The sequence below is a fragment of the Kitasatospora purpeofusca genome (genome assembly GCF_042691725.1).
Classification (GTDB): Bacteria; Actinomycetota; Actinomycetes; order Streptomycetales; family Streptomycetaceae; genus Kitasatospora; species Kitasatospora purpeofusca_B.
The window spans coordinates 122,941-146,671 of sequence record NZ_CP170483.1 but is presented as its reverse complement, the minus strand read 5'-3'; the positions used below and the strand labels follow the sequence as shown (position 1 = coordinate 146,671).

Sequence of the window (23,731 nt, the reverse complement as noted above, 5' to 3'; positions counted from 1 at the left end):
ACTCACCGACCCGCGGAGGCCGCTCGACAGCGTGCTTGAATCACCGGATGATCGACTGGTCCACACTCCACGACGCCTACGGCCCGGCACACGCGATACCCGGGCTACTGAACCGGGCTGTCGATCGTGACCAGGAGGCGATCGACCTGCTCTGGGGACGCTTGTGCCACCAGGGGACGATCACCCCCGCGAGCATCGCCGCACTGCCGCGGCTGGCAGACATCGCGAAGACCGAGGGCATCGGGGACTGGGCGCTCGAACTGGCCGGAGCCATAGCGGGTGGCCTCCTCCAACCCCACGGCGTCGACGAAGAAGTCGCCCGCCGTGCGCCGACCCTGGCCGAGCTGCGGGCCACGGCCGCCGCCCGGCTGAGGCCTGGCCTGGACCGCAAGGCCTACCTCGGCCGGCTGCGGGCCATGCTCGCGTTCGACGGCCAGCCCCTGTGGTTCGAGACCCTGGACGACTTCACCGATTCCTTCGTCACCGTCGCCTGCCCACACTGCGACGCCTCGGTGACGATCGCGGTCGGCGACTACGGCTGCTACTCCTCGATCCGGGACTGGAACCTGGGAGACGTCCACCAGGTCCCGCTCCGGCCGGCCACCCCGCACGAGCTGGCCGGCACCGGGCGGATGCTGCACGAGTCGGCCGTACGGGATGGCCAGCAACGGCTCGCCTGGGGCCTGACGCACCTGTTCGGCCTGGCGGAATGCCCGGGATGCGGGAGCGTCTTCGGCATCGCGGACGAGTACGAGGCCGCCAATGCACCTGCCCCATGGAACTTCGCCCGAAGCCATACCAAGGACGCTCCCTGACCACCGGCAGGGCCCTTGAAATCGAACATTGCGCTCGTGCCCGCTGTCCCGACTTGACGGCTTGGCGCCGTGAGGTGTCTTGATGGTCGCCCCGCCGTCCGGCCGGGCACCTTGATGACCAACCTTGGAAGGCTTCCCCGATACCTTGGAAGCCGTCCCATGTGGGCCCCGGAAGCCTTGGAGCCCGGGTAAAACTCGCAGGTCAAAGCATTGGTGGGGCCGGGTTCGCCTACCTTGATGCCCGCCCCGGGAGCTTCCGGGGCGGGCATCAAGGTAGGCGTGGGTGTCAGCGCTGGTCGGGCTTGGTGCCGACGAGTTCCCACCAGGGGACGGGGCCGCTGTCCAGGTCGGTGATCGGCCACCAGTTGTCGGCGCCCGGGCCGTCGGTCTCCAGGTCCTCCAGGCTGGCGACCCCGGCCGGGACGGTCTGCAGCATCCTGGCGACCTGGTGGCTGCGGGCGGTGAGCTCCAGCTGCCGGCAGCGGTTGCCGAAGCCGGTGTCGCCGGTGCCGGTGAGGACGAACAGCAGCCGAGGGAATCGCATGTAGCGGCGCTCCCACAGCGGCCTGCGCCCGCCCTGCACGGCCTCGATGGTGCCGGCCCGCATCCCGGCGGGCAGCGGCGCGGTCGACCAGTAGCGGGCGTAGGCGTGCAGCTTCGCCGCCAGCCGAATCCCGCCCGTCGTGCCGCGGTCGAGCTCGACGAACGCCGTGTTGTTGACCAGCCCGTTGTCGGTGTGGCGGGTGTAGTGGACCAGGCCGTCCGGGCGCACCGTGCCCTCCTTGCCCTCGGCGAAGCGGTGGGTGACCTCCGGTACGAAGTCGAACGGCCCGTAGGCGTCCCCGCGCTCGCGGGCGTCGGTGAGGAACGTGAGGTGGGTGCGCACGACGGCGAGCTGGTGCCACACCGTGTACTTGAACGCGGTCTCGTCCCCGGGGGTGCGCGGGGCGGGGATGTCCGCCAGCTCGGGGAAGGCGCCGGCGATCCGCACGCCGTGCTCGGTCAGGAACCAGCCCCTGGTCCTCCCGGACTGCGGCAGCACCAGCACCAGCACCAGCACCAGCACCAGCTCCGCGGCCAGGCCCTCCGCCCGCAGCCGGCGCAGCCGCGCCCGCATCTTCTCGACACCCGCGTCCGGCGCGGTCAGCCGGCGCAGCTGCTCGGCGGTGGCGATGCGGAACTGGAACAGCGCGGCGAGCACCGCCCAGGTGATCTCCACCTCCCGCGTCTCGCCGTCCGGCTCCGCCCCGCTCCTCGCCCTCGCCCTCGTCCTGGACGACGTCATCGCGATGTGCCCCTTTCGGCTCGGCGCGCAGCCCGGTGCCGCGCGCGGTCGCCGTAGGGAACCCCGCGAACCTTGGCGGATACCTTGGTGAACAGCGCCTCGGCCGCAACGATCACGTAACGGCCGGTCGTCAAGGAATCCACCAACCTTGGTGGATTCCTTGACGACCGCCTCGGACACCTTGATGTAGCGGCCGCATACCTTGATGCCGGGGCCGGGAACCCCGGAGAACCGCGGCGGACCTACAGCTCCCAGGCCCCGCACCGGAGCCGGGTGTGGTCGGCGAGCGAATGCCACACGGCGGCGCCCGGACCGTGTTCCTCGAGGTCGACCAGGCGGGCCGCGCCGGCCTTCACACCCGTCAGCATCCGGGCGACGAGCGGGTGGCCGCCGGCGATGGCCTGGAGGTCACGGATGCGCTGCCGGGCGGCCCGCTCTCCGGTGTCGGCGAGGACGAACAGCAGCCGCGGGAAGACCACGTAGTGCTGCTGCCAGGCCGGCAGGACACTTAGGGCGTGCGAGGTGCGCCGCAGATGGGCCGGGACCGGGTGGTGTTCGCGGAAGCGAGCGTAGCCGATCAGCTTGGCGGCGAGCTTCTCGCTGGCCATGGTGGCGCGGTCGACCTCGACGAACGCCCGGTGCAGCGCCCGGTCCGGCCATCCGGCCGTGTAGTGCAGCAGGCCGTCGGCGATGACGGCGCCGCCCGGGCCCTCGCCGTAGCGGTGGTAGACCTCCGGCAGGAAGTCCAGCGGCCGGCACTCGTCGCCGGCCGTGCGGGCGCCGGCGACGAAGGCGGTCTGGGCGCGGGTGACGGCCAGGATGTGCCCCACCCGCAGCCGTTGCTTCGGTCTTGTCCTGCGGCAGCGGCGGCGAGGCCACGCCCTCCAGCTCCGTGAAGCGGGCGGCGATCCGCGCGCCCAGCCCGGTCAGGTACCAGGCCCGCAGCTTCCCGGCCTGCGGGAGAACGACGTCCTCGACCAGGCCCTCCTCCTTCAGCCAGCGAAGACGCCGACGCATCAGCTCCGGCCCGCCGCCGGGGGTGTGCAGGACGCGCAGCTGCTCGGCCGTGGCCATCCGGAACTGGAACAGCGCGGCGACCACGGCGTGGTCGATCTCAGGCGGCACAGCCATCACGGGGCTCCTCGAAGGTCGGCGCCCGCCGCCCGGGCGGCGGCGGAACACTCGCAGGAAAGCCCACGCTTCTCACCGGTTTTCTCACCACGAAGGGCCCCGGCGATCACGATCCGACAACGGGCGCACCAACCGGCCCGACAACAGGCGGTGACAACCGGTGCGCCAACCCGAGGCCGACCCACCCGCCCGCTACGCCCCGCATTCGGTAAGAGTCGCAGGTCAGGGGTGGTGGTGAGTGGGCGTCAAGGTGAAACTCACCACCCCGACAACCCTCTCTTCTCCTTCTTTGGTCTTGGTAGTTGGCAGTTGTCGTTGTCGGTCGGGTTCGGCTTCGGCGTCCGGCTGGTGCCGGCCGCGTGTGGGTGGGGCGGCGCGGGGCGCGGGCGGCCCTGGAAGGCCGCTGGAGGAAGCGGAGACGGCTCTGCCCGCCGCGTTCCTCGGACATGGGATGCCCGAACGCGGAACGGTGGGGTGGTGGGGATGAGCGCCCAGCCCACCGAACACGGACACAGCGCAGGCCATCACCTCTGGCTGGCGCCGATGACCACCGTCCAGGAACTACGCGCCGCCCCGCGCACCGGCCATGGCTTCCCGGACGACGCCGAACGCCTGGACGCCGAGCTTGCCGCCCTGCTGCCGCAGCGGGTGCCGGTGGAGCCGTCCGGCGAGGTGGACCAGGTCCCCGCCGTCGGTCTCGCGACGGTCGCGGAGATCGTTGCCGCCTACCGGGCCGTGTCCCGCTGGCCGCAGACGGGGAGACCACGGACGCGTTCGACGAGACCGTCGCCGACCTCCTCGCCCGCACCGGCACCGGGTGAACGACCCGCACGGCCCCGCTGGCGGTGGTGTTGTCGCGGTGGTCACCGACCGCGCCGCCCGGCGCGCCAAGGACCTCGGCGCCGGCACCGCCCTGGAGGCACTGCGCGCCGAACTCGAACACCAGCCGCGCCTCGGCCGTCCAGGTCCGTACCGTCACCGGGAACGGGCTGGCGGGTCGGGCTGTACTCCACCCGTGTCGAAGCCGACCCCGCCACCGGCCGCCCGGCCGTCGATGTCGTCCAGGCCTACGCCCCCGCACCACCCTGGCCGCCAACCGTGCGCATCGCCGCCCTCGTGCCCGAAGAGCACCCGAGGCCGCCGCCTGGCGGCCTCGGGTGCCCGGCCCGCGAAGGCCTTGCCCCCGGACACCGGAGGGGCGGGCCCGGGGCCGGGGACGTCCTGCGGCCACGCGCCCGCCCCTAGTGTTCCCGGGGTCGGCAGCACGTGCCCGGCCGACGCCGACGGCCGTCCGCCCACCGACGCGCGGCCGGGCCCCGTCGGGGGCGGGCCTACCAGTCCAGGCCCACGCCCCCGGCGGGTCCTCGTCGTCCCACCGCGGGTCCTCGCTCCCGGAGGAAGGACCCCGCTGGAGCAGGCGACACGTGCGCCTTCCGTCCTCGGACTTCTCCGGCTCGCACTCCTCATGATGCTCCCGCTGCCGCACCGGCGTCGACCGTACGGGACCGCCCCGGCCGTGGACCCCCGGGACCTGTCTCTAACGGTCTCGGACCCGGCCCGCGAGGCTCTGTTCCCCGGTCCGTGGGCTGCCGGGTCCGCGACTGGCACAGGCCCGCAGGGGCCCTGGCAGAGCCGCGCGGCCCGGAACCGCTCGTCCTCGTGGCCGCTGTCCTCGCTGGGCTTGGTTCTGCGGTGCTGTCCCGCAGCGGGGTATGGCGAATGGCGGGTGTCGGGGTTATGAGGGGCAGACGGGCCCGATCTTCTGGCCGGGGAAGTACCGCGCCTTCTCGTCCTTGGTGAGGTCGCGTGAAACGGTCTTGCAGACGGTGCTGGTCGCGGCGCCCAGCGGGACATAGGGCCACAGACGGGCGGTGTTGTCGTCGCTGGCGCTGGCGAGGGTGAGTCCGTCGGGGCTGAACGCTACCGAGTTCACAGTGCTCGTGAGGCCGGTGATGTTGGTGGTGGTGAGGAGTTTGCCTGTCTTCGCGTCCCACAGGCGGACGGTGCGGTCGTCGGCGGCGCTGGCGAGGGTGCCTCCGTCGGGGCTGAACGCTACCGAGTTCACGGGACCGGTGTGGCCGTTGAGGGTGGTGAGGGGTTTGCCTGTCTTCGCGTCCCACAGGCGGACGGTGCGGTCGTCGGCGGCGCTGGCGAGGGTGCCTCCGTCGGGGCTGAACGCCACCGACCACACGTTGCCGGTGTGGCCGTTGAGGGTGGTGAGGGGTTTGCCTGTCTTCGCGTCCCACAGGCGGACGGTGTCGTCGGCGCCGGCGGTGGCGAGGGTGCCTCCGTCGGGGCTGAACGCCACCGACCACGCGCCGCCGGTGTGGCCACCGAAGGTGGTGGGGAGGGGTTTGCCTGTCTTCGCGTCCCACAGGCGGACGGTACCGTCCATGCTGGCGCTGGCGAGGGTGAGTCTGTCGGGGCTGAACGCCACCGACCTCACGGGACCGTCATGGCCGGTGAGGGGGGCTGTGAGGAGCTTGCCCGAGCCCGCGTCCCACAGGCGGGCGGTGTTGTCGTCGCTGGCGCTGGCGAGCGTGAGTCCGTCGGGGCTGAACGCTACCGAGTTCACAAGGCTCGTGAGGCCGGTGATGGTGGTGGTGGTGAGGAGTTTGCCTGTCTTCGCGTCCCATAGGCGGACGGTGTTGTCGTAGCTTCCGGTGGCGAGGGTGAGTCTGTCGGGGCTGAACGCCACCGACCTCACGGCGCTGGTGTGGCCGGTGAGGGGCTTGCCTGTGGCCACGCTCCATAGGCGGACGGTGTTGTCGTAGCTTCCGGTGGCGAGGGTGTGTCCGTCGGGGCTGAACGCCACGGACGTCACGGCGCTGGTGTGGCCGGTGAGGGTTGTGAGGAGATTGCCCGAGCCCGAGTCCCATAGGCGGACGGTGTTGTCTTCGCCGGCGGTGGCGAGGGTGTGTCCGTCGGGGCTGAACGCCACGGACGTCACGGTGCCGGTGTGGCCGACGAACGTGGTGAGGTAGAGGGACGTTCCCGTGGCCACATCCCACAGGTGGGCGGCGCGGTCCTTGCCAACGGTGGCGAGGATCTGCCCGTCAGGGCTGAACGCCACCGAGGCCGTGCGGTCGGTGTAGCCAGCGAGGGGTGTGCGGAGCTTGCCCGTCTTCGCGTCCCACAAGTGGACGGCTTCGTCCGCGCCGACGGTGTGCACAGTGACGAGGGTGTGTCCGTCGGGGCTGAACGTCACCGACCTGACGCCGCCGGGGTGCAAAGTGAGGGAGGGTGTGAGGGGCTTGCCTGTGGCCACATCCCACAGGCTGGGGGTGTTGTCGTCGCCGGCGGTGGCGAGGGTGCCTCCGTCGGGGCTGAACGCCACCGACCACACGTTGCCGGTGTGGCCGTTGAGGGTGGTGAGGGGTTTGCCTGTCTTCGCGTCCCACAGGCGGACGGTGTCGTCGGCGCCGGCGGTGGCGAGGGTGCCTCCGTCGGGGCTGAACGCCACCGACCACGCGCCGCCGGTGTGGCCACCGAAGGTGGTGGGGAGGGGTTTGCCTGTCTTCGCGTCCCACAGGCGGACGGTACCGTCCATGCTGGCGCTGGCGAGGGTGAGTCTGTCGGGGCTGAACGCCACCGACCACACGGGACCGTCATGGCCGTCGAGGCGGTGGGCCACGGGCCGGTTCGCCGCAGAGCTGAGACTGGCCGCAGCTTCAGCGGTGGGGCTGGCGTGGTAAGCCGCGACCGCGAGGAGGCCAGCGAGCTCAGGGTTGACGTCGAGTTGGGAATCGTACAGGGCGGCGAGCTGCCGGGACAGAGCGTCCTTCTGGGCGGCCACGGCTACCTGCTGCCGCCAGACGGCCACTCCCGTGGCGATCAGCGCGAGGGCGAGGACGGTGGCCAGGATCGTGTTGAGGCGTCGGCTGCGGCGGGCGGCGGCCTGCTGGCGTTGGCGGCCGGCGGTGAGGAAGTCGTCAAGGTCGCCCGGTAGCCGGTGGTGGCCTGCCAACTCGGTGCCTTCCGCGAGGAGGGTACCGGTGGGCAGGTCCTGGGGGTTGTGGTGCTTCTGCCAGCGGTTGTACTGGTCGCGGGCGCGGCGGAGCCAGTCGAGGAAGCGCAGGTCCTCCTCGACCCACTGGCGCAGGGTGTGCCAGTCGCGGATGAGCGCGTCGTGGACCAGTTCGGCCACTGCGGTCCCTTCCGAGTCCTCCGGCCGCGTGCCTTCGTGGAGCCGGTGGGTGGTGACGATGCGGTGCCGGGAGAGGACCGCCAGGACCTCATCCACGGCCCGCCCCGCGTCGAGGGTGGCGTCGTCGGCGGCCAGGTCGAGCAGTTCACTGATCGGGAGCTGCTGGCGCGCGGCCGGGATGCCCAGTACTTCGTCGGCGGGGCGTACCAGGGCGGTGAGGATCCTGCGGGCGATGGCCCGCTGCTCCTGGCCGAGTTCGCGCAGGGCGCTCTCGCACCAGTCGGTGAGGGCGCCGGTGACTTCTCCGATGCGCTGGTAGGCGTCGTGGGTGAGGCGGCCGTCGTCCTTCAGACGGCGTTCCCACAGCCGGGTGAGGGCGACTTCGAGCAGGGGCAGCACGGTGACGGGCGCGCCGCCGGTGCCGTCGGTGCGGGGGCTCAGCTTGAGGACGTCGGTGATGATCAGCTCCGCCAGGCCCGGTTCGAAGGCCGTGCCCAGGTCGTGGGCGGGGCCGGTGACGATCGCGTCCAGGTCCGCGGCGCTCAGGGTGGCGGGGACGTTGAGGACACCTCTTGCCTGCTGCGCGGTGTCCAGCAGGTCCGGGGCGAGTGCGGACAGGCGGGAGTAGAAGTCGTCGCGCATCACCAGGACCACGCTCAGCGGCGCGTCGGAACGGATCGCGGCGGTGATCCGGGCCAGCGCCTCTGGGGCCGCAGGCCCTTCGGAGGGCGCGAGGAGTTCCTCGAACTGATCAACGACCAGCACCACACGGGATTCAGGGGCCGCATCGGCCTCCCCGCTGCCGGAATCCACACCGCCGCTGGCGCCCACTCCCGCCTCCTCGGGCTCGCCCTCGGACAGGCCTGCCCGCGCCAGGGCGCCCGGCAGGTCCGGTCCCGGGCGTGTGAGGACCTGGCGCCAGCGGTCGCTGCCCGGAAGCCGCCCGTCGGTCAGTGCGGGCAGGACCCCGGCCTGGACGAGGGAGGACTTGCCCGAGCCGGACGGGCCGAGAAGCAGCACCACCCGCCGTCCGCCCGCGAGGCCCGCCACGACCTGGCGCACGGCGTCCTCGCGGCCCCGGAACCAGCGGGCGTGCTCGGCCGTGAACGGCTCCAGCGCCCGGTAGGGCGACACGTCGTGCTCGCCGAGCACGGGCCACACCTCGCGCAGGACGGAGGTGGGAGTGACGTAGGCGATTTCCTGGCCGCGGTTGTGGCTGTCGTGGTGTGCGATCGAGGTGAGCATCCCCACCACCAGACCGGTCGTCTCGTCCAGGACCGGCCCGCCGCTGAACCCCTGGGTGAGGTCGTTGGCGTCGGTCAGCTGCAGCAGTTCACCGACCCTATCGGCGGGGGGCAGGATTCCGCCGGCGGTGGCGAACCCGTAGTGCCCGCCCGGCGGCGCCTGCACCGGGAACCCGAACGAGCGCACCCGGTGCAGGCGCGCACCTGCCGCCGACCCCAACGGCAACGGCCCAATGCCCACCGGGTGGTCCAGACGCACCAGCGCGACGTCCCGCTCGTCCGGGTCGCGCCACGCCTCCTCCAGCACCCGCCCCGTGACCATCGGCGCGCCATCCGCACGCGGGAACACCAGCGTCACCGCCGAACCGGGCCCGTACTCGCCGTCCTCCAGGACGTGCGCGCACGTCACCAGCAGGTCGTCGGCGACCAGGAACCCCGCCCCCACCACCAGATCGTCCCCGTCGCGGACCTGCGCGACGGCCGCCGCCAGCCCGTCCCAGGCCCCGGCCCCCGCCGTCCCCCGTCCGACCGCCATCCCCTCAGGCCTCCGGCCCGTCGCCGTCCGCGCGACCGTCGGCCTCCGGCTCCTCTTCGCCCTCGGGAGCGCCGGCCCTGCGAGCCGCGGCGGCAGCCGCAGCCCCGCCGCCCTCGTCCTTGCGCCACGTCACACGCACCGTCAGATGGCACTTGGCGGCGGTCTTCGTGACCACCACACCGGCCGCGGCGGAGAGGTCGACCCCGAACTCCACCTGCACCTCGTCCGGCCCCGCCTCCCGCAACCGCGCCAGCACCGTACGCGCCAGGCCGGTCACCGGCTCCAGCGCCGACCCCAGACTCTCCGGAAGCTCCCGCACCGCGTCACCGACCCGGCCCGCCTTCACCGGTCCCGCCGCGCCGTCCTCCGCCTCGACGAGAATCGAACCCCCGCCCTCCAGCGGCACCCGAGCCAACTGCTGCCCCACGACACCCCTCCCTCAACGCCGCCCCACGACGGCAACGCGCACACCGTAGTACGCGCACCCGCACACCACGAAACCGCGAACTCCCCAACAGGTAGGGACGATTGGATCACCTTGACCGGATGCCCGAACAGCCGCACAAGCACCACGCCGGGAGCACCCGCAGACACCAGCCGGGGAAACGATCTCCACACCACGGAGAAGGAACTCTCCATACCGGGCACAGGACCCAACATCACCGGAACCTGCCGGTTGACCACGAACAGGCAGGGCTGGGCGGGGCCGCTCCAGGGCTCCAGGACATAGCCGGCGCGGCGAGCCCCGCCGTCTCAGGTACTTGCACCCACGGGGAGCCGGCTGAGGCTCATACTTCGAAAACCCAGTACTGGACCTCGCCGTCCCCAGGCCCCCGGCGCCCGGCCCGCCGCACCCCGCCGCAGCGCCCGCTCCTGCTGGTGTCGTACCACCCGGGCCGGACCCGGCCGCTCTCCCCACGGCTCCGACCGTCTCGGGGCCGATCGCCGACCTGTCCACTGAACCCGTCACCAAGCCGGCCCCGGACACTCCGATCGGTGAGAATCCCGCCCGCCGCGCCTGCGCCTGCCGTCCCTGCGCCTGATACCGCCACCGCGTCCTCCGGCCGGGCCTGGCTGCCATCCGAGCCGCAGTGCTGCGGCACGCTGACGCGGTACCGGGGATGGCCCCCCAGAGAGGCCGTCCGGACCGCCCCGCCGCCCCGGCCAGGGCCCGGCCGCCATGTTCCTCGGCCACGCCGTACACGGCGGGCAGAGCGGGCACAGGCGCCCTGGAGAGCCTTCTGCGGGCACGAGGGCCCGCCGGATGGTCAATGCCAGTCGAGGCCGAGCGCGGGGAGCTGTTCCAGCTGCTCGCGGGTGAGCTTGGCCCGGCGGGTCTTAAAGGTCCTAACAGAAACCGCTGCGAGCGTGACTGCAGGTCGTGCTGCTCGTTGGTCGGTGCGTGGGGAAGAGGATCTCTCGTCCGTGGATCGTGTCGGACGAACTGTGGGGACTGATCGAGCCGTTGCTTCCATCGGAGCCGCCGAAGCTCAAGCCGGGGCGCCCTCGGGTGCCGGACCGGCAGGCCTTGTGCGGGATCCTGTTCGTGCTGCACACGGGCATCCAGTGGGAGTACCTGCCGCAGGAGCTCGGCTTCGGCTCTGGCATGACCTGCTGGCGGCGACTCGCGGCCTGGAACGAGGCTGGCGTGTGGGACCGGCTCCACCTGGTCCTGCTGCGAAAGCTGAGGGCGGCCGGACAGCTCGACTGGTCCAGGGCGGTGATCGACTCCAGCCACGTCCGGGCCGCCCGACGGCGCCCAAAAGTGGACCGAGCCCGGTCGACCGCGCGCGACCGGGCAGCAAGCACCACGTCCTCGTCGACGGGCAGGGCATCCCGCTCGCGGTGTCGCTGACCGGCGGCAACCGCAACGACGTCACCCAGCTGCTTCCTCTGCTCGCGAAGGTCCCCGCCGTGGCCGGCCTCGTCGGCCGGCCACGGCGCAGACCGGACCTCCTGCTCGCCGACCGGGGCTACGACCACGACAAGTACCGGCGCCTGGTGTGGAAGCAGGGCATCAAGCCGGTGATCGCCCGACGCGGAGTGCCCCACGGATCAGGACTTGGCGTCCACCGCTGGGTCGTCGAGCGCACTATCGCCTGGCTCCACGGCTTCCGTCGCCTGCGGATCCGCTGGGAACGGCGCGACGACATCCACGAAGGCTTCCTCGGCCTCGCCACCTGCCTGATCACTCACAGGCATGTCCAACGCCTTTGTTAGGACCTTTAAGACCTTCTTCGAAGGATGCTGTCCACACTTGCGGCGCGAGCCTTTTCGCGCTCCACACATGCAGCCCGGCGAGAAGCCCAAAGCTCCCGCCGAGCGCCAGCCACTGCAGAGGGGGCTCGTTGATGGGTGCCCATAGCCAAATCGTTGCTGCTGCCCCAGTACCAAGCAGGGTCATTCCCGCTGTCTGCGCAGCTTGTTCGATTAGCGTTGTGTGTGCGGCGAGCAACCTCGTGGGCGTATCCCCATGCGCGCGCCGCCAGACGTCCAGAGCCGGGCCGATCGTGTTGACACCGAATGCCACGACTAGGACGAAATCCCAGGAGGAATGGTTCATCTCAACCTTCCTGTGCTCCCGAGACAGAGGATGCTCATCACGGATCACCTCACACCATCGAAGGGTGCTGGAGCACGATCCGACGCGGGTCCGCTCTCGGCGACTTGTTCCAGGAGGGCCCGGGCGGAGTCCGCGTAGCGGATGGCGGTCTTCTCGTCGATGCCGAAGACGAGCGCGAGGTGGAGCGGGTCTGCGCCGTGGGTGAGGGCCTCTTCGAGCTGGCGGTCGACGCGGAGCCGCTCCAGGGTGGCGGTGAGGTTGCGGGTGGCACGGGTGGTCCAGAGTTGCCGGCCGGGCGGAGCTCGACGGCGGTCTTCTGGGTAATCAGCAGGTGGGGGTTGGCCGTGTTCGGCCAGCGGCTGGCGGCGGTGGTCGAGCCAGTCCAGGACCGCCCGGCGGGTGAGGTCATCGAGCGGGTGGACGTGGCCGCCGACGGTGATGCGCCGGTTGCCCAGGTCGACGTCCTCCAACTGCATGGCGCGGATCATCTTCGGCCGTGCCGCGTGAACAGCGGCCAGGGCGACGATGAGCCGGAGGTCCGGGGTGGTGGCGGTGGTGGCGGTGGCGACGGCCTCGTCGATGTCCGCCTGGACGAGGGCCTGGAGGACGCCGCCGGTCTGGCGGAGGACGCGGATGCGGATCGTGGGGTTGCGGAAGATCTGACCGTTCTTCTTCGCGTGCTGGAACAGTGACCGCAGGGCGACGACCCGGCTCTCGCGGTGTTTGCCAGTGACAGCGTCCCGGACCGCGATGATGTCTTCCCGGGTGACCTCTCGTAGGTGGTCGTAGCGGCTGGACCACTCCAGCAGCACCGGCTGAACTTCCCCCAGGTAGGCCCATGCCGTGTGCCGCGAGCGGGGCTCAGACCGGGGGCCACCGTCGAGGAGAGTACGGACCCAGGCTTCGACGGCGCGATGGATGCCCGGGGGCATCCCGTCGAGTTTCCGTTCCAGCCACCGGTCGACGGCCGGGGCCCGGTCGTCGGCGAACAAGCCGAGACGGTCGAGGACTTCGGCGGTCCGCACGACGGGAAGCCCACGGACTCGCAGGGCCGAGAAGAGCTCGGAGTATCGGATCGACTCGCCTTCGCGGAAGCCGGACAGCACGATGACCAGGGCTCGGTTCACATCGCCGGCGATCCAGCGGCTCCAGCCGCGGGACGCTCCCAGCGCCTGAGCGGCCTGCCGGGCCCGGACCAGCCAGGGGTTGGCGAGGTCGGCGTGGTGATCACGCGGTGTGGTTCGGGAACCGGCGGCTTCAGCACGCGCCGCCCGGCCTTGCCGACCCGGGGCCCACCGTTCTTGGGCCGCTGGAGGTTCGCGAAGAACAACTGCTGGCAGGTCACCTGCCGCAGGTACGGTTCGATCAGCAAGGGGTCCAGCCAAGGTGAGCCCCAAAGCCGCCACCAGATGATCTTGAAGCCCTGACGCGGTAGGCCCTCGGCGAGAAGGGCTCGGCTGCTCTATCAGCCCTGAGCGTTCCCATCCGTGGTGGCTGGTTCCTCGATGGCGGTGTCCGTGTTGTCGTCCTCGCCGGGCGCGGGCCGGCGGCCGATGGGGCCGTCCTGGCCGGGCCGGGCGCCCAGTACCGGAGCGCCTTTCGTGCGGTGGATACCGTAGATCATGCGCTCATGCTCCCTGCCGTCTGGCCCCGGATGCTGCCGACGGCCTGGAGGGCGGCGAAGTCGGCGTGTGCCGCGGTGACGGCCTCCGGGTATGACTGCCGCTTCTCGTACTCGGCCAGGGCCCGGTAGATGCTGGACAGGCTGGGGTTGTGTCCCTTGCGCTTGCCGGTGGGGATGATCAGGTCGGGCTGGATATGCTCGACGCTCTCGCCGCCCGCGCGGCGGCGCAGGACGGTGTGGAGCATGTCGTCCGTGATGACCGGGGGCCGGCCGCCGTGCTTGCCCTTGCGCGCCGCAGTGTCGAGCCCTTCCAGCGTCGACTCGCGGATGTTCTCCCGCTCGGTCTCGGCCATCGCGGCGAAGAACGCGAAAAGCAGCCGGCCGTGCCCAGTGGGGTCGTAGATCCCGGCGAGCGGCCCGGCGAGCATCTCCAGGACCAGGCCGTGGTCGGCGAGGTGGTCGGCGAGCGCGGTCAGCTCGGCTGCGTCGCGCCCGAGGCGCTTCATCTCGTACACGGTGAAGATGACCCGGCAATGCGGGGCGTGCGCCTTGATCTCCCTCGCTGCGGCGAGTGCGGCTTCGAACTTCGGGCGGACCCCTACGCGGGTGCTGATCTTCTCGGCGAAGATCTTGTCCCGGGGGATGCTCTTCGCGGCGAGCGCGTCCAGCTGGGTCTGGAGTTCCTGGGTGAGCGTCGAGCAGCGGGCGTAGCCGATGCGGATGTCCGCGCTCGGGGTGTCCGGGTCCACCGGAGCCGGCACGGGGGTGCCGGGACGCCACGGCTGCCCCGGACTCCTGTCGGCCGGGGTCGGCATCCGCAGGAGTCTCGCGAGCCGGGGCACCTTCGTGAAGCGGCCGGTGTGGTAAGTCCCGGCGACCGCGCCGGAACGCGAGCGGCAGGGTGAGCCTGACGATGCGTGACAGCGCGGGCAGGGGTGGACTCGATGTCGTCCGCTTCGGACGCGAGTGCGGTTTGAGGGTCCGTCATGACCCCAGATGCTGCCACAAACCATTCCCAGAACATGCCTGGTTCCACTTTTTGAGTGAGAGCGAGTTGTGACAGTGAATCCGGGATCCGTACCGTTCCCGTCGACCGTTCTTGATCTTACTCCGGGAATGGAGCGTTTCTGACAGTCACGTGGCGTGGGCCCCGGAAGCGTCCCCCGCACGCCGTTAGACTGGGGATCACACTTTCCAAGAGGTGTACGGAAACGCCCCCGCCAATCAGCCGATGCTCGGGGGTCTTTCCGTATCCGGCGCCGCCAGCCGCGCGACCGGGACGCTCAGGCACTGGACGTATCCCCTTCTGCCCGTTTCCATCGCGCGGCAGCGACCCGCTACGACACCTCATGACGAGGCGGCCTCGCGACCTGGCCCCAGGTCCGGCTGTCACCGACGTGATGCGAAGATTCGGCCTTCACGTGATACGAACCGGATCACGAGACACTAGCCCTGCCGTTCCAGCCATTCCGAAATCACCTGGTTGGTTTCTTCTGGCATTTCCTCCTGGATCCAGTGACCGCAGTCCAGGCCGACCACTTCCACGTTGGGCACGAACTCTGCCAGTTTTTCGAACCTCGGGATCGCGAAGTCCTGGTCGCCGTAGATCATGAGGGCGGGCTGCTTGATGATCGGGTCCGCGTCCGCCAGCTTGTGCCAGTTGCGGTCGAGGTTCCTGTACCAGTTGATGCCGCCCGTGAATCCCGACGTCTCGAACGCGGAGACGTAGACGGCCAGGTCGCTGTCGCTCATGACGGGCTCACCGAGTGGTGTTTCCGCCTTGGCGAGGTTGATAAATGCCATGCCCGGCTCAGGGAGTGCGGGGGGCACGTTCTTCCGGTAGAGGTTGCGGAGGAACTGGGAGGTGTTGGCATCGAATACGGCGTCCGCGACGCCCGGCTGCCGGTTGAAGTGGACGAAGTAGAAGTCGCCGCCGAGGAAGGTTCCCATGACCTCGATCCACGGCGTTTCTCCGCGCTCCTGGTAAGGCAGGCTCAGGTTGATCAGCTTGTTCACCCGGTCGGGGTGCAACAGGGTCAGTCCCCAGACGACGAACGCACCCCAGTCATGGCCGACGAAGGTGGCGTCCTCGTAGCCATAGTGGTCCAGGAGCGCGACGAGGTCACCCGTCAGGTGTTCGATGTCGTAGTCCGTCACCTCGGCCGGGCGGGATGAGTCGCCATAACCCCGCTGGTTCGGTGCGATGACGTGGTAGCCAGCCGCTGCGAGGACGGGCATCAGGTGACGCCAGGAGAAGGCGTGCTCCGGCCAGCCGTGGCAGAGCACGATGGGCTTTCCCTTGTTTTCCCGGCCTGCCTCGAAGACTTCGAGCTCCACACCGTTGACCTGCATGAGGGTGGGCTCGGGAAATTCTGCTGGATTGAACACTGCATTTCCTCTCCGGGGGCGTTCGCTGGCGGTCGACCTCCTCGATGAGGTCATGTCGCCATCTTGCTACCTAAACCGGTCACCCCATGACCGGTTTTTATGAGAGTTTTGTCAGCATGCGATCCGATCGGCTGGTGGCCATACTCCTCTTGCTCCAACGGCGCGAGCAGGTGACAGCCGCAGAGGTCTCCCGAGAGCTGGACGTCTCCGAGCGCACCGCCCGCCGTGACCTCGACGCCCTGGCCATGGCCGGGGTGCCCGTGTACTCCGTGCAGGGCCGAGGCGGCGGCTGGCGCCTCGTGGGCGGTGCTCGTACCGACCTGTCCGGGTTGACCGCCAGTGAGGCCCGCGCCCTGTTCCTGGCTGTCGGTCCGGCCTCGGATGCGACGCCGGCGATGCAAGCAGCTCTGCGCAAGCTCGTCCATGCTCTACCGAAGCCCTTCCAGGTGCAGGCCGAGGCAGCAGCGTCGTCGCTGGTCGTAGACCCGCAGCGATGGGGGGCGAGCCGGATCGAGCACCGGCCGCCTCGCTTCCTCGACGAACTCCAGGACGCGGTGATCCGCGGCGTCCAGGTGTCGCTCGGCTACGTCGACAGCAAAGGCGTCGAAACCCGGAGAACCGTCCACCCGCTGGGCATCGTCGCCAAAGGTCCTGTGTGGTACCTCGTCTCCAACACCGAGACCGGCCGACGGGTCTTCCGGATCGACCGCGTGTCGTCCGCCGACCCGACCGGCGACCCTGTGCAGCGACCCGGGGACTTCGACCTTGCCGAGAGCTGGAACGAGATCGCCAAAGAGGTCGATCGCAAACGAACGCCGCTGGAGGTTCAGGCGGTATGCACACCCGACGGGATAGGCATACTCCGGATGGCGCTCGGCGACCGGCTCGACGTGGGAGGTTCCACGACCGACGGCCGCATCGAGGTCGTGATCCGCGGCCCCAATGAGTACATCCTCGCCGGCGAGCTCTCCGGGCTGGTCGAATGGGTCGAGGTGACCGGCCCTCCGGGGGTCCGAGACCACCTGGCCTCGATCGGCAACGCCCTCGTCGAACAATACGGCCGGCCGCGCTCCAGCGGAGACCTTCACCCGTCTTGAAGCGGACGAGGCAGGGCTTCGAGAACAGTTCCGCTCAATAGCGTGGGGGTGTCCGTTCCGGCAGACGCCCGGTCACGAGTCGGCGGGCCCCCCGGCTGGCTCGCTGCGGGTGGACCGTCTCGTGCCGGGCCAGCATCGCCACGCACTCGGCGCGCTTTCGGGGTCGAGGCCGCGACGGGCGGTGCAGGCTAGCGGTGGCGGCTGGCGTCTCGTGGGCGGCGGTGTCGATCGCCGGCCGTGGGCTTGGGCGCCGAAAGGGCAAGCCCGACGGGTTCCTGGAGCGGCAGGTCCCGCGCTGGACGGCTGCGCGATCGCGCTCGGCCTGTTCCAGCGGGCCCTCAGGTTCCCGGCCGCCGGAACGGTTTGAGCCGCGCCCCCTCCAGGCTGTCGGAGATCAGCTGGTCCAACCGCCTCTCCCGAGTCTCGTCCCGCTTGGCACTGATCACATGGTGGATGGCCGACTTGCGGTAGGACGGCGCCTGCCCGCTGAACCACTCCCACGCCCGCGGCTCGGCTTGGAAACGAGCCAGCTGCGCCGCCTCGAACTCCCAGACCTTCTCCTCGCGGTCCCGGTCACGGGCTTCGAACAACGCGATGCCGGCCGGCCGCATGAGCCCCTGGGCAGTCAGCTCCTCGATCTTGCGGAGGTTGACCTGGCTCCAGTTGCTGCGCGGCCTGCGCGGGGTGAACCGGATCGTCCAGGAGAAGTCGTCGATCGGGCTCTGCCGGCCGTCGATCCAGCCGTAGCACAGGGCCTGGTCGACCGCCTCCGACCAACTCAAGGTGGGCTTGCCCGTTCCCTTCTTCCACATGCCCACCCGGCATTCGGAGGCAGTCGCGTGGTTCTCCTCCAGCCAGTCCCGGAACTCCTCAGGACTTGAGAAGAAGATTGGCTCCATGCGTGCTGCTCCCGTCGGTCGTCTCGTCGGTTCCATTGAACCTGGCGGGTACGACAATCCGAGAGTCTCACCGCGCCGCCCAGGATCTGCCCCGGAGTGTCATCACCCTGACGGCAGGCAACCACAGAGCCGAGCGAGCCAGACGCCGTTCACGGCAGCTCCGCCGAGACCGCGTCATCGAAGGCCGGCTGCTGCGGCAGGAACCGGCTCGACTTCTCCGCGATCTGACCGGCGAAGTATTCGGCCGCGTCCGGGCGCATCCGTGCGAGCGCGACCAGCGCCGTAATCGCCGTGTCGGCCACCTCGGCCCGTACGTCCCGAACACCTACGACGGCCTGGAGCTCAACGTGCCGGCGCAGGGCAGGGATGACCGCGCTCTTCCACTGCGTCCATGCATCTGCGTCGAACTGGAATCCCGGAGTCGAAGCGGGCGCGACCGCCTTGCCCTCGTCCTTAGTACTGCAACGGTGCCTTCTGTGACGTGGCTTCAGCTCTTGGGCTGTGGCCTCGTCTCTTGTAGTGGCTGGTCCGGGCCTGGTGCTGGCGCCGACGGCGCCAACGGGACCAGTGCAGGACGTGGGCGATGCTTCGGCGGACTGGCTGGGCGAGGCCGGTGATCAGCCGGCGGATTTCGGGGACGGTGAGTGGGATCAGGTCTGGCGTTCGAGCTGCCCGGTCCCCTTTTCGAGGTGCTCGGCCCGCAGGACGGTGAGGTAGGCGTGGGCGGCCATCGTGAGGGTGATGTGCCGGTACCAGCCCTGGTGGCGGCGGATCTGGTAGTCGTCCAGGCCGCACTGGCCCTTGGCGCTCTGGAAGCACTCCTCGATCGCCCAGCGGGCGCCCGCGACGGCGATCAGCTCGTTCAGAGTGGCATCGGCGGGCGCGTAGGCGATGTAGTAGGCGACCTTCGTCGGGTCGGTGATGCTGCGGCGGGCGAGCACCCAGTGCCGCCGGTCGGGGCGGTGCCAGGGACGGACCTCGACGCGGGCCCAGTCGTAGATCCGCGGGCCGTGGGCGCCTTCGCCGCACGAGCGGCGCTTCCACTTCTGCCGCGACAGCCCCGCGACCAGATCGTGGAGCCGGTGGTCCATGGCCCGGCGAGTGACCACGGTGTCGTGCCGGGTGGTGGCCACGACGTGGAAGACGTCGGCCTGTTCGAGCTCGGTGCGCCAGCCCTTGCTGTTGCCGTAGCCGGCGTCCGCGGTCACCCAGCGGAACGGGATCCCGTCGTCGATCGCCCGGCGGACCATCCGGCGGGCGATCTGGTGCTTGGTCGCGAACTCGACCTCGTCGCCGATTCCTGCGGCCCGGCAGCGCTCGCGGTCGTCGGTCCAAGACTTCGGCAGGTAGAGCGCCCGGTCGATCAGGGTCCGGCCAAGCCGTCCGGAGTAGGCGAGGAAGACGCCGACCTGGCAGTTCTCGGTGCGGCCGGCGGTGCCGGAGTACTGCCGCTGGACACCGGCCGACCGCACACCCTTCTTCAGGAACCCGGTGTCGTCCACGATCAGCACGCCACCCGGATCGGCCAGGTGCTCGACGACGTACTCGCGTACGTCGTCGAGCACCCCGTCCGTGTCCCAGTCGATCCGGTTCAGCAGCCGCTGGATCCGGTCCGGGCCACCGTGACCGGCCTCCTCGGCCACCGTCCAGCCGTTCTTGCGTTCCAGTGGCGCCAGCAGACCTCGCATGTACGCCAGCGCGGACTCCCGCGACTCACTCCGCGCGAACCGGTGTGCAAACCGCTCGTGCAGCCGAGCCAGTCCGTCCGACCAGCGACGAGCATCGACCTCGGATATGTCCCCACCCATGAACAGCCCAACGAGCAGATCCGACGAACGTCACGGTAGGCACCGTTGCAGTATTAGAAGGCATCTCATTTGGAGAGTCGGCGGCAGCAGATGACGGCTGCGGCGATGCTGGCGAAGGCGGCGAAGTGGTCGACCTTGACCTCGTAGCGGCGGTGGAGTCGGCGGGATCCGCTCAGTCAGGCCACGGTGCGCTCGATCACCCAGCGGTGGCGGCCGAGACGCTGGGAGGACTCGATTCCTCGGCGGGCGATACGGGCCGGGATCTGCCTGCGGCGCAGGTAGGAGCGGATGAACCGGTGGTCGTAGGCTTTGTCGCCGTGCAGTTTGCCGGGCCTGCTCCTCCTCGGGCCGTGTCGCGAGCGGATCGGCGGGATGGCGTCGACGAGCGGGATCAGGGCCTGGCTGTCGTGGAGGTTGGCCCCGGAGATCGGGAGCGACAGGGGTAAACCGGTGCGTTCGGTGAGCAGGTGGATCTTCGACCCGTACTTGCCCCGATCGACAGGATTCGGACCTGTCAGCTCCCCTTTTTCAGGGCCCGCATGTTCACCGAGTCGACCGCGCACCTCGACCAGTCCAGCTCGCCCCGCGCGCCGAGCTCCTCCAGAACGACCCGGTGGAGCTTGGCCCACACCCTGGCCCTGCTCCACTCGGTGAAGCGCCGATGGGCGGTAGGCCCGGACGGGCCAAAGCAGGGCGGAAGCTGAGCCCACGTGCACCCCGACGTCGCCACGAACACGATCGCCGCCAGCACCTCGCGATCCCCGTACCGCCGCCGCCCGCCGCCCTGGGGACGGGTCGGCGTCGCCGGCACCACCAACTGGAACAGCTCCCACAACTCGTCCGGCACCAGGCGCTCCACGATCGTCACGGGAGCAGCCTACAAGCCCAAATGATATGTCTTCTAAGTCACGGCCCCGATCCGCTTACACGACCCATCGGACAGCCCCTAGTCATCGGGCCCCCGATTGTCCGTCCTCGTTCACGGTAGCAAGGCCGAGCGCCGACGGGACGATACCCGACGACGCCGTCCCTGTTCACCCGTCACGGCGAGGGAGTTCCCAGTCGGGCTTCCATCCGCGGCCATACCTGCTTCTTCCGCACCTTGACTCTCTGGGCTGCGGACCTGCGTCGATCCTGGTGTGGACTCAGGTCACCGAGGGCGACTACCTGTCCAGCACGCTGGTCCGTGACCCCGCGGCTGGGGACGGCGACTGCCGAACGACCCGGACCTCGTCAACTATCTGTGCTACTTGACGAAGGCCCGCTTCCGGGCACGGCTGGCGGCCCTACTCACGGCAGACAGTCGCCCGGTGTGTCAGAGGCATGCGGGCCGACGATCAAGGGGTGACTCCGTGGCAGGACGAGGGAACCGGGCCGTTGCACGGATTGGTTACTGATGCTGAGCTAGCTGCAGGATCTCGCGCACCGTGCCCCCCGGGCACCTCGGGCATTGTGCGCTCGATCTCGTCACGCGGCCGAGCGCCACCGACGTAGATGCCCACCTCTGGTGAGGCGAACAGGTCGATCAGCGCCGTACGGTCCCGGGCCTCGGACTCGCGGAGCACGAGCCGCGCGGTTGTGATCGGGGCAGGTGGCCAGGCGACGGGGCGCGCTGTGATCTCATCAGACATGGAACGGCTCCTGATCCTCTCGGCCACACGGTTCGACCTCGTATAGCCATCTGTGGGCAGCGACTTCTGACGTCGCTGCACGTCGAGACGCGTGCCGACGAGATGCCAGTTGCGTACGCCAACTGTCCCGTTCAATCTGAGTTGGCAGCCGATGCTCCGCTGACCTGCGGGGCTGCCAGATGGTTTGAGATTGCGCCGGATCCTGTTCTCAACTCAGTTGGCCTTCACGGAATCGAAGCGCGAGAGAGCTCGGCGCCTCTCAATAAATGATCTTGATCGCGGTGGGCGAGGACAGACCGATGCGTGTGGGGCCGGGCTCGCTGTGGCGGCTGCCCATGGGGTGGAATTGCACTCGCGGGCAGTTGGGTCTGGAGCGGGTGGGGTGGACTTGGTGGGGACAATCCTGAAGGGCATGAACCGTGTGCGGTGGCATGAGCTGGGACATGCGTATGGGCCTGCGGACGCTGTTCCCGGCGCTCTGTCACGGGTTGCTTGGGGCGATGCCAGGACGAGCGAGAGCGCATTGAGTGATCTCGGCCTGTGGCTTGCTGAGCTGGCTGTCTTCGATGCGACGGTCGCCGCGGTCCCCTTCCTGTGGGAGCTCGCCGTGACCGAGGCCGTGACACGCCGGACCGGAGTGATCGAGGTGCTGAAGGCAGTTCTCGAACACGGCAATCCTTCCCGGAGCGAGGTGCAGCGGGCTGCTCACCAAGCTGTGCTGAGCGGCAGGAGGATGGCGGATCAGCTGATCCGAGACGGCGATCCTGCCGTGCGGGCGGCTGCTCGCGGTCTGCTGGCGGCCATCGACAGCCATCGCTGTGAAACCTGTCATTTGGCCTGACCCGCAGGTCGGAGGTCCGCCGTCGAGACCACCGGGCGAACGCTCAAGTCGCCCGTCAGCGGTCGCCGGAGGATGGGTCACCGGAGTCGTGGTCCGCGAAGGCGGCAGAAGTGCTGGTCGAGCGGCTCTTGGACGCCGATGGCGGTGTAGATCCGGGCGAAGCGTCGGCTCAGCTCGGCTGTCATGGACCGAGACCTACGACAACCAGGGCACCTGGGTCGCCCTGGTCGCCGGCCGCCCAGTCGCCGACGGCATACCCCTGCTGTCCGCCAACCCCGCCGACGCCCTCACCCTGCTGCGCCTGGCGCTCGATCAGGGCCTCGCCGCCGGTCGGGCCCGGCCGCTCCCTCCGGTGCACGGGTGATCCCAGCCACGGATGTACTGGGAGGACAAGGGGCCTGACCGGGGCGAATCGGGCGGGACATCATGCGGGTCAAGCCGGTCGGACTCGCGGCCGTGAGTCCTGGTGTCTTCCGGCCGCCGGTGGGTCAGGGCCCGGCTGCGCTGCCCCTCGGACCCGGAACGGACCCGATCTCTGGCCCCGCCCCTGACCGCCACCTGGTTGCCGGGGCCGGTGCGTGCCACAGGCCATGAGCGGGTGGCCGTCCAGCCCTGTGGGGGCCGTGGTCGGCACTGGGATCATGAACGCATGTCCAAGGAACCGAACCTGCTGTCAGGCCTGTGGCCGTCCGCGCCGTCTGATGCAACCGACTGGTTGCTGGAGCTGTGCGGCGATGGCGTGACGGGGTTCATGCCTCCCGCGTTGCCCGACGCCGTCTGGGTGCTCAACGCCATGTACGAACACGAGCAGGGGTCGGCCGAGGTGTCGTACCACGAGTACCGACAGGCGGCCCTGGCGGACGGGAGTGTCCAGCCCGCCACCCTGGCGGGCATCGACCTCGAGGTGGGCGTCGCCACCGGGGGCGGGCTGGGCCGTGCCGAGCCCCCCGGCCCCGGCTGGCGCCGGCTGCGCTGGGCGGAACTCGCCCGTCGCACCGCCGATCCCGTCGTACCCGACGGCCAGCGGCCCTCCTACCACTCCCTTCCTTCGGCCACGAAGGAAGGGAGCTGGCCGCTCGGTATCGTCCCGCCCACCGAGGGGAGCCTGGACCGTGAGACCTGGGACCGGCTGATCGCCGTCCTCACCGAGCACAGCCCCGCAGGCGCGGACACTCCCTGCCTGGCCTACTACAACCCGCTGATGCTCACGGACATCGACTTCAACAACCTTCATGTGCAGGCCGGCCGCCTCGGCGACGCCGCGATCCTCTACGACAATCCCGTGGCAGACTTCAGCCCGTCCAACCTCTGGGCACAGGACCGCTCGTGGGTCCTGTGCACCGACTACGACCTGTGGGGCACCAAGGTCGCCGGGCCGCCTACCCTCGTCGAAGCGCTGCTGAACGACCCCGAGATCGAGGCAGTACGACTCCCCCGGGAGCCCTGATGACGCGCCGCACCCCATCCACGCGCGAGCAGACCACAGCCGAGCCGCGGCCGCCGAGGCGAAGCGCACCCGCTTCTGGTGGCGCCGCCCTGACCCGCCCTCGCCGTTGCGCCACGTCAGGTTGCTGACCTGCGCTGGGGAGTTTTGCCACCCCGCTGACCTGCGGTGGTGAGTTTGGTCGGCAGGGCGGTGAGCTTCGTTCCCGGGCCGGTGAGTTTGCCCGCCCGGGCGGCCGGTCACCGGCGAGTTTCGGGTGCCGGCGCAGTTCGGCGGTCA

Annotated in this window: 14 protein-coding genes and 4 pseudogenes; 5 read left to right on the top strand and 13 right to left on the bottom strand. The window is 70.0% G+C overall.

Annotation, left to right across the window (positions count from 1 at the left end):
- The first annotated feature begins 47 nt into the window (after positions 1-47).
- Positions 48-815, top strand: coding sequence for a hypothetical protein (locus ACFCLZ_RS00700; protein ID WP_380282583.1), 768 nt, complete (start codon positions 48-50; stop codon positions 813-815).
- Between the two features lie 286 nt (positions 816-1,101).
- On the opposite strand, the gene ACFCLZ_RS00695 is transcribed toward ACFCLZ_RS00700, so the two are convergent.
- From ACFCLZ_RS00695 to ACFCLZ_RS00680, 4 genes and pseudogenes are all read right to left on the bottom strand, one after another.
- A complete protein-coding gene (locus tag ACFCLZ_RS00695; RefSeq protein ID WP_380282582.1) occupies positions 1,102-2,100 on the bottom strand; it encodes a replication-relaxation family protein in 999 nt (332 codons plus the stop codon).
- Positions 2,101-2,342: 242 nt separating this feature from the next.
- Positions 2,343-3,174, bottom strand: a pseudogene (locus ACFCLZ_RS00690) (replication-relaxation family protein).
- A 1,792-nt stretch (positions 3,175-4,966) separates the two neighbouring features.
- Positions 4,967-9,157 carry a trypsin-like peptidase domain-containing protein gene (locus ACFCLZ_RS00685; RefSeq protein WP_380282581.1) on the bottom strand — a complete coding sequence of 1,397 codons (4,191 nt, stop codon included), beginning with the start codon at positions 9,155-9,157 and terminating at the stop codon, positions 4,967-4,969.
- Positions 9,158-9,161: 4 nt separating this feature from the next.
- Positions 9,162-9,584, bottom strand: a complete 423-nt coding sequence (locus ACFCLZ_RS00680) for a CU044_2847 family protein (RefSeq protein WP_380282580.1) — start codon at positions 9,582-9,584, stop codon at positions 9,162-9,164.
- A 954-nt stretch (positions 9,585-10,538) separates the two neighbouring features.
- Here ACFCLZ_RS00680 and ACFCLZ_RS00675 point away from each other — a divergent pair.
- Positions 10,539-11,377 (top strand): annotated as a pseudogene (locus ACFCLZ_RS00675) (IS5 family transposase).
- Between the two features lie 387 nt (positions 11,378-11,764).
- Here the strand turns inward: ACFCLZ_RS00675 and ACFCLZ_RS00670 are convergent.
- The 4 genes from ACFCLZ_RS00670 to ACFCLZ_RS00655 form a co-directional block, all read right to left on the bottom strand.
- Positions 11,765-12,826: a hypothetical protein gene (locus ACFCLZ_RS00670; RefSeq protein WP_380282579.1), complete on the bottom strand. Its 1,062-nt coding sequence runs from the start codon at positions 12,824-12,826 to the stop codon at positions 11,765-11,767.
- Between the two features lie 359 nt (positions 12,827-13,185).
- Positions 13,186-13,344 (bottom strand): hypothetical protein, encoded by a 159-nt coding sequence (locus ACFCLZ_RS00665; protein WP_380282578.1) that lies wholly within the window; start codon positions 13,342-13,344, stop codon positions 13,186-13,188.
- Positions 13,341-14,159 carry a recombinase family protein gene (locus tag ACFCLZ_RS00660; RefSeq protein ID WP_380282577.1) on the bottom strand — a complete coding sequence of 273 codons (819 nt, stop codon included), beginning with the start codon at positions 14,157-14,159 and terminating at the stop codon, positions 13,341-13,343. Before ACFCLZ_RS00660 ends, ACFCLZ_RS00665 begins: the two co-directional genes overlap by 4 nt.
- A gap of 631 nt (positions 14,160-14,790) precedes the next feature.
- Complete coding sequence (locus ACFCLZ_RS00655) at positions 14,791-15,732, bottom strand: alpha/beta fold hydrolase (RefSeq protein WP_380282576.1); 942 nt, start codon at positions 15,730-15,732, stop codon at positions 14,791-14,793.
- Positions 15,733-15,848: 116 nt separating this feature from the next.
- Here ACFCLZ_RS00655 and ACFCLZ_RS00650 point away from each other — a divergent pair, with 116 nt between their 5' ends.
- Positions 15,849-16,829 carry a helix-turn-helix transcriptional regulator gene (locus ACFCLZ_RS00650; RefSeq protein WP_380286400.1) on the top strand — a complete coding sequence of 327 codons (981 nt, stop codon included), beginning with the start codon at positions 15,849-15,851 and terminating at the stop codon, positions 16,827-16,829.
- Positions 16,830-17,167: 338 nt separating this feature from the next.
- On the opposite strand, the gene ACFCLZ_RS00645 is transcribed toward ACFCLZ_RS00650, so the two are convergent.
- The 5 genes and pseudogenes from ACFCLZ_RS00645 to ACFCLZ_RS00625 all read right to left on the bottom strand — a co-directional run.
- Positions 17,168-17,728, bottom strand: coding sequence for a YdeI family protein (locus tag ACFCLZ_RS00645; protein ID WP_380282575.1), 561 nt, complete (start codon positions 17,726-17,728; stop codon positions 17,168-17,170).
- Positions 17,729-17,877: 149 nt separating this feature from the next.
- Positions 17,878-18,030: a hypothetical protein gene (locus tag ACFCLZ_RS00640; RefSeq protein WP_380282574.1), complete on the bottom strand. Its 153-nt coding sequence runs from the start codon at positions 18,028-18,030 to the stop codon at positions 17,878-17,880.
- A gap of 348 nt (positions 18,031-18,378) precedes the next feature.
- Positions 18,379-19,536 (bottom strand): IS701 family transposase, encoded by a 1,158-nt coding sequence (locus ACFCLZ_RS00635; protein WP_380282573.1) that lies wholly within the window; start codon positions 19,534-19,536, stop codon positions 18,379-18,381.
- 65 nt (positions 19,537-19,601) lie between these two features.
- A pseudogene (locus tag ACFCLZ_RS00630) lies at positions 19,602-20,398 on the bottom strand (IS5 family transposase).
- Positions 20,399-20,969: 571 nt separating this feature from the next.
- Positions 20,970-21,167: pseudogene (locus ACFCLZ_RS00625) on the bottom strand (GNAT family N-acetyltransferase); the annotation flags it as partial.
- A 523-nt stretch (positions 21,168-21,690) separates the two neighbouring features.
- On the opposite strand from ACFCLZ_RS00625, the gene ACFCLZ_RS00620 reads away from it, so the two are divergent.
- The gene (locus ACFCLZ_RS00620) at positions 21,691-22,008 is read left to right on the top strand and encodes a hypothetical protein (protein WP_380282572.1); all 318 of its coding nucleotides are present in this window, start codon (positions 21,691-21,693) and stop codon (positions 22,006-22,008) included.
- A gap of 649 nt (positions 22,009-22,657) precedes the next feature.
- Complete coding sequence (locus tag ACFCLZ_RS00615; RefSeq protein WP_380282571.1) at positions 22,658-23,455, top strand: hypothetical protein; 798 nt, start codon at positions 22,658-22,660, stop codon at positions 23,453-23,455.
- Positions 23,456-23,731 lie beyond the last annotated feature (276 nt).

What these genes read in the sequence shown, in the direction of transcription:
- ACFCLZ_RS00700 (WP_380282583.1), top strand. Translation starts at nt 48, where the DNA reads ATGATCGACTGGTCCACACTCCACGACGCCTACGGCCCGGCACACGCG.
- ACFCLZ_RS00695 (WP_380282582.1), bottom strand. Translation starts at nt 2,100, where the DNA reads ATGACGTCGTCCAGGACGAGGGCGAGGGCGAGGAGCGGGGCGGAGCCG.
- ACFCLZ_RS00685 (WP_380282581.1), bottom strand. Translation starts at nt 9,157, where the DNA reads ATGGCGGTCGGACGGGGGACGGCGGGGGCCGGGGCCTGGGACGGGCTG.
- ACFCLZ_RS00665 (WP_380282578.1), bottom strand. Translation starts at nt 13,344, where the DNA reads ATGATCTACGGTATCCACCGCACGAAAGGCGCTCCGGTACTGGGCGCC.
- ACFCLZ_RS00660 (WP_380282577.1), bottom strand. Translation starts at nt 14,159, where the DNA reads ATGCCGACCCCGGCCGACAGGAGTCCGGGGCAGCCGTGGCGTCCCGGC.
- ACFCLZ_RS00650 (WP_380286400.1), top strand. Translation starts at nt 15,849, where the DNA reads ATGCGATCCGATCGGCTGGTGGCCATACTCCTCTTGCTCCAACGGCGC.
- ACFCLZ_RS00645 (WP_380282575.1), bottom strand. Translation starts at nt 17,728, where the DNA reads ATGGAGCCAATCTTCTTCTCAAGTCCTGAGGAGTTCCGGGACTGGCTG.
- ACFCLZ_RS00635 (WP_380282573.1), bottom strand. Translation starts at nt 19,536, where the DNA reads ATGGGTGGGGACATATCCGAGGTCGATGCTCGTCGCTGGTCGGACGGA.
- ACFCLZ_RS00615 (WP_380282571.1), top strand. Translation starts at nt 22,658, where the DNA reads ATGTCCAAGGAACCGAACCTGCTGTCAGGCCTGTGGCCGTCCGCGCCG.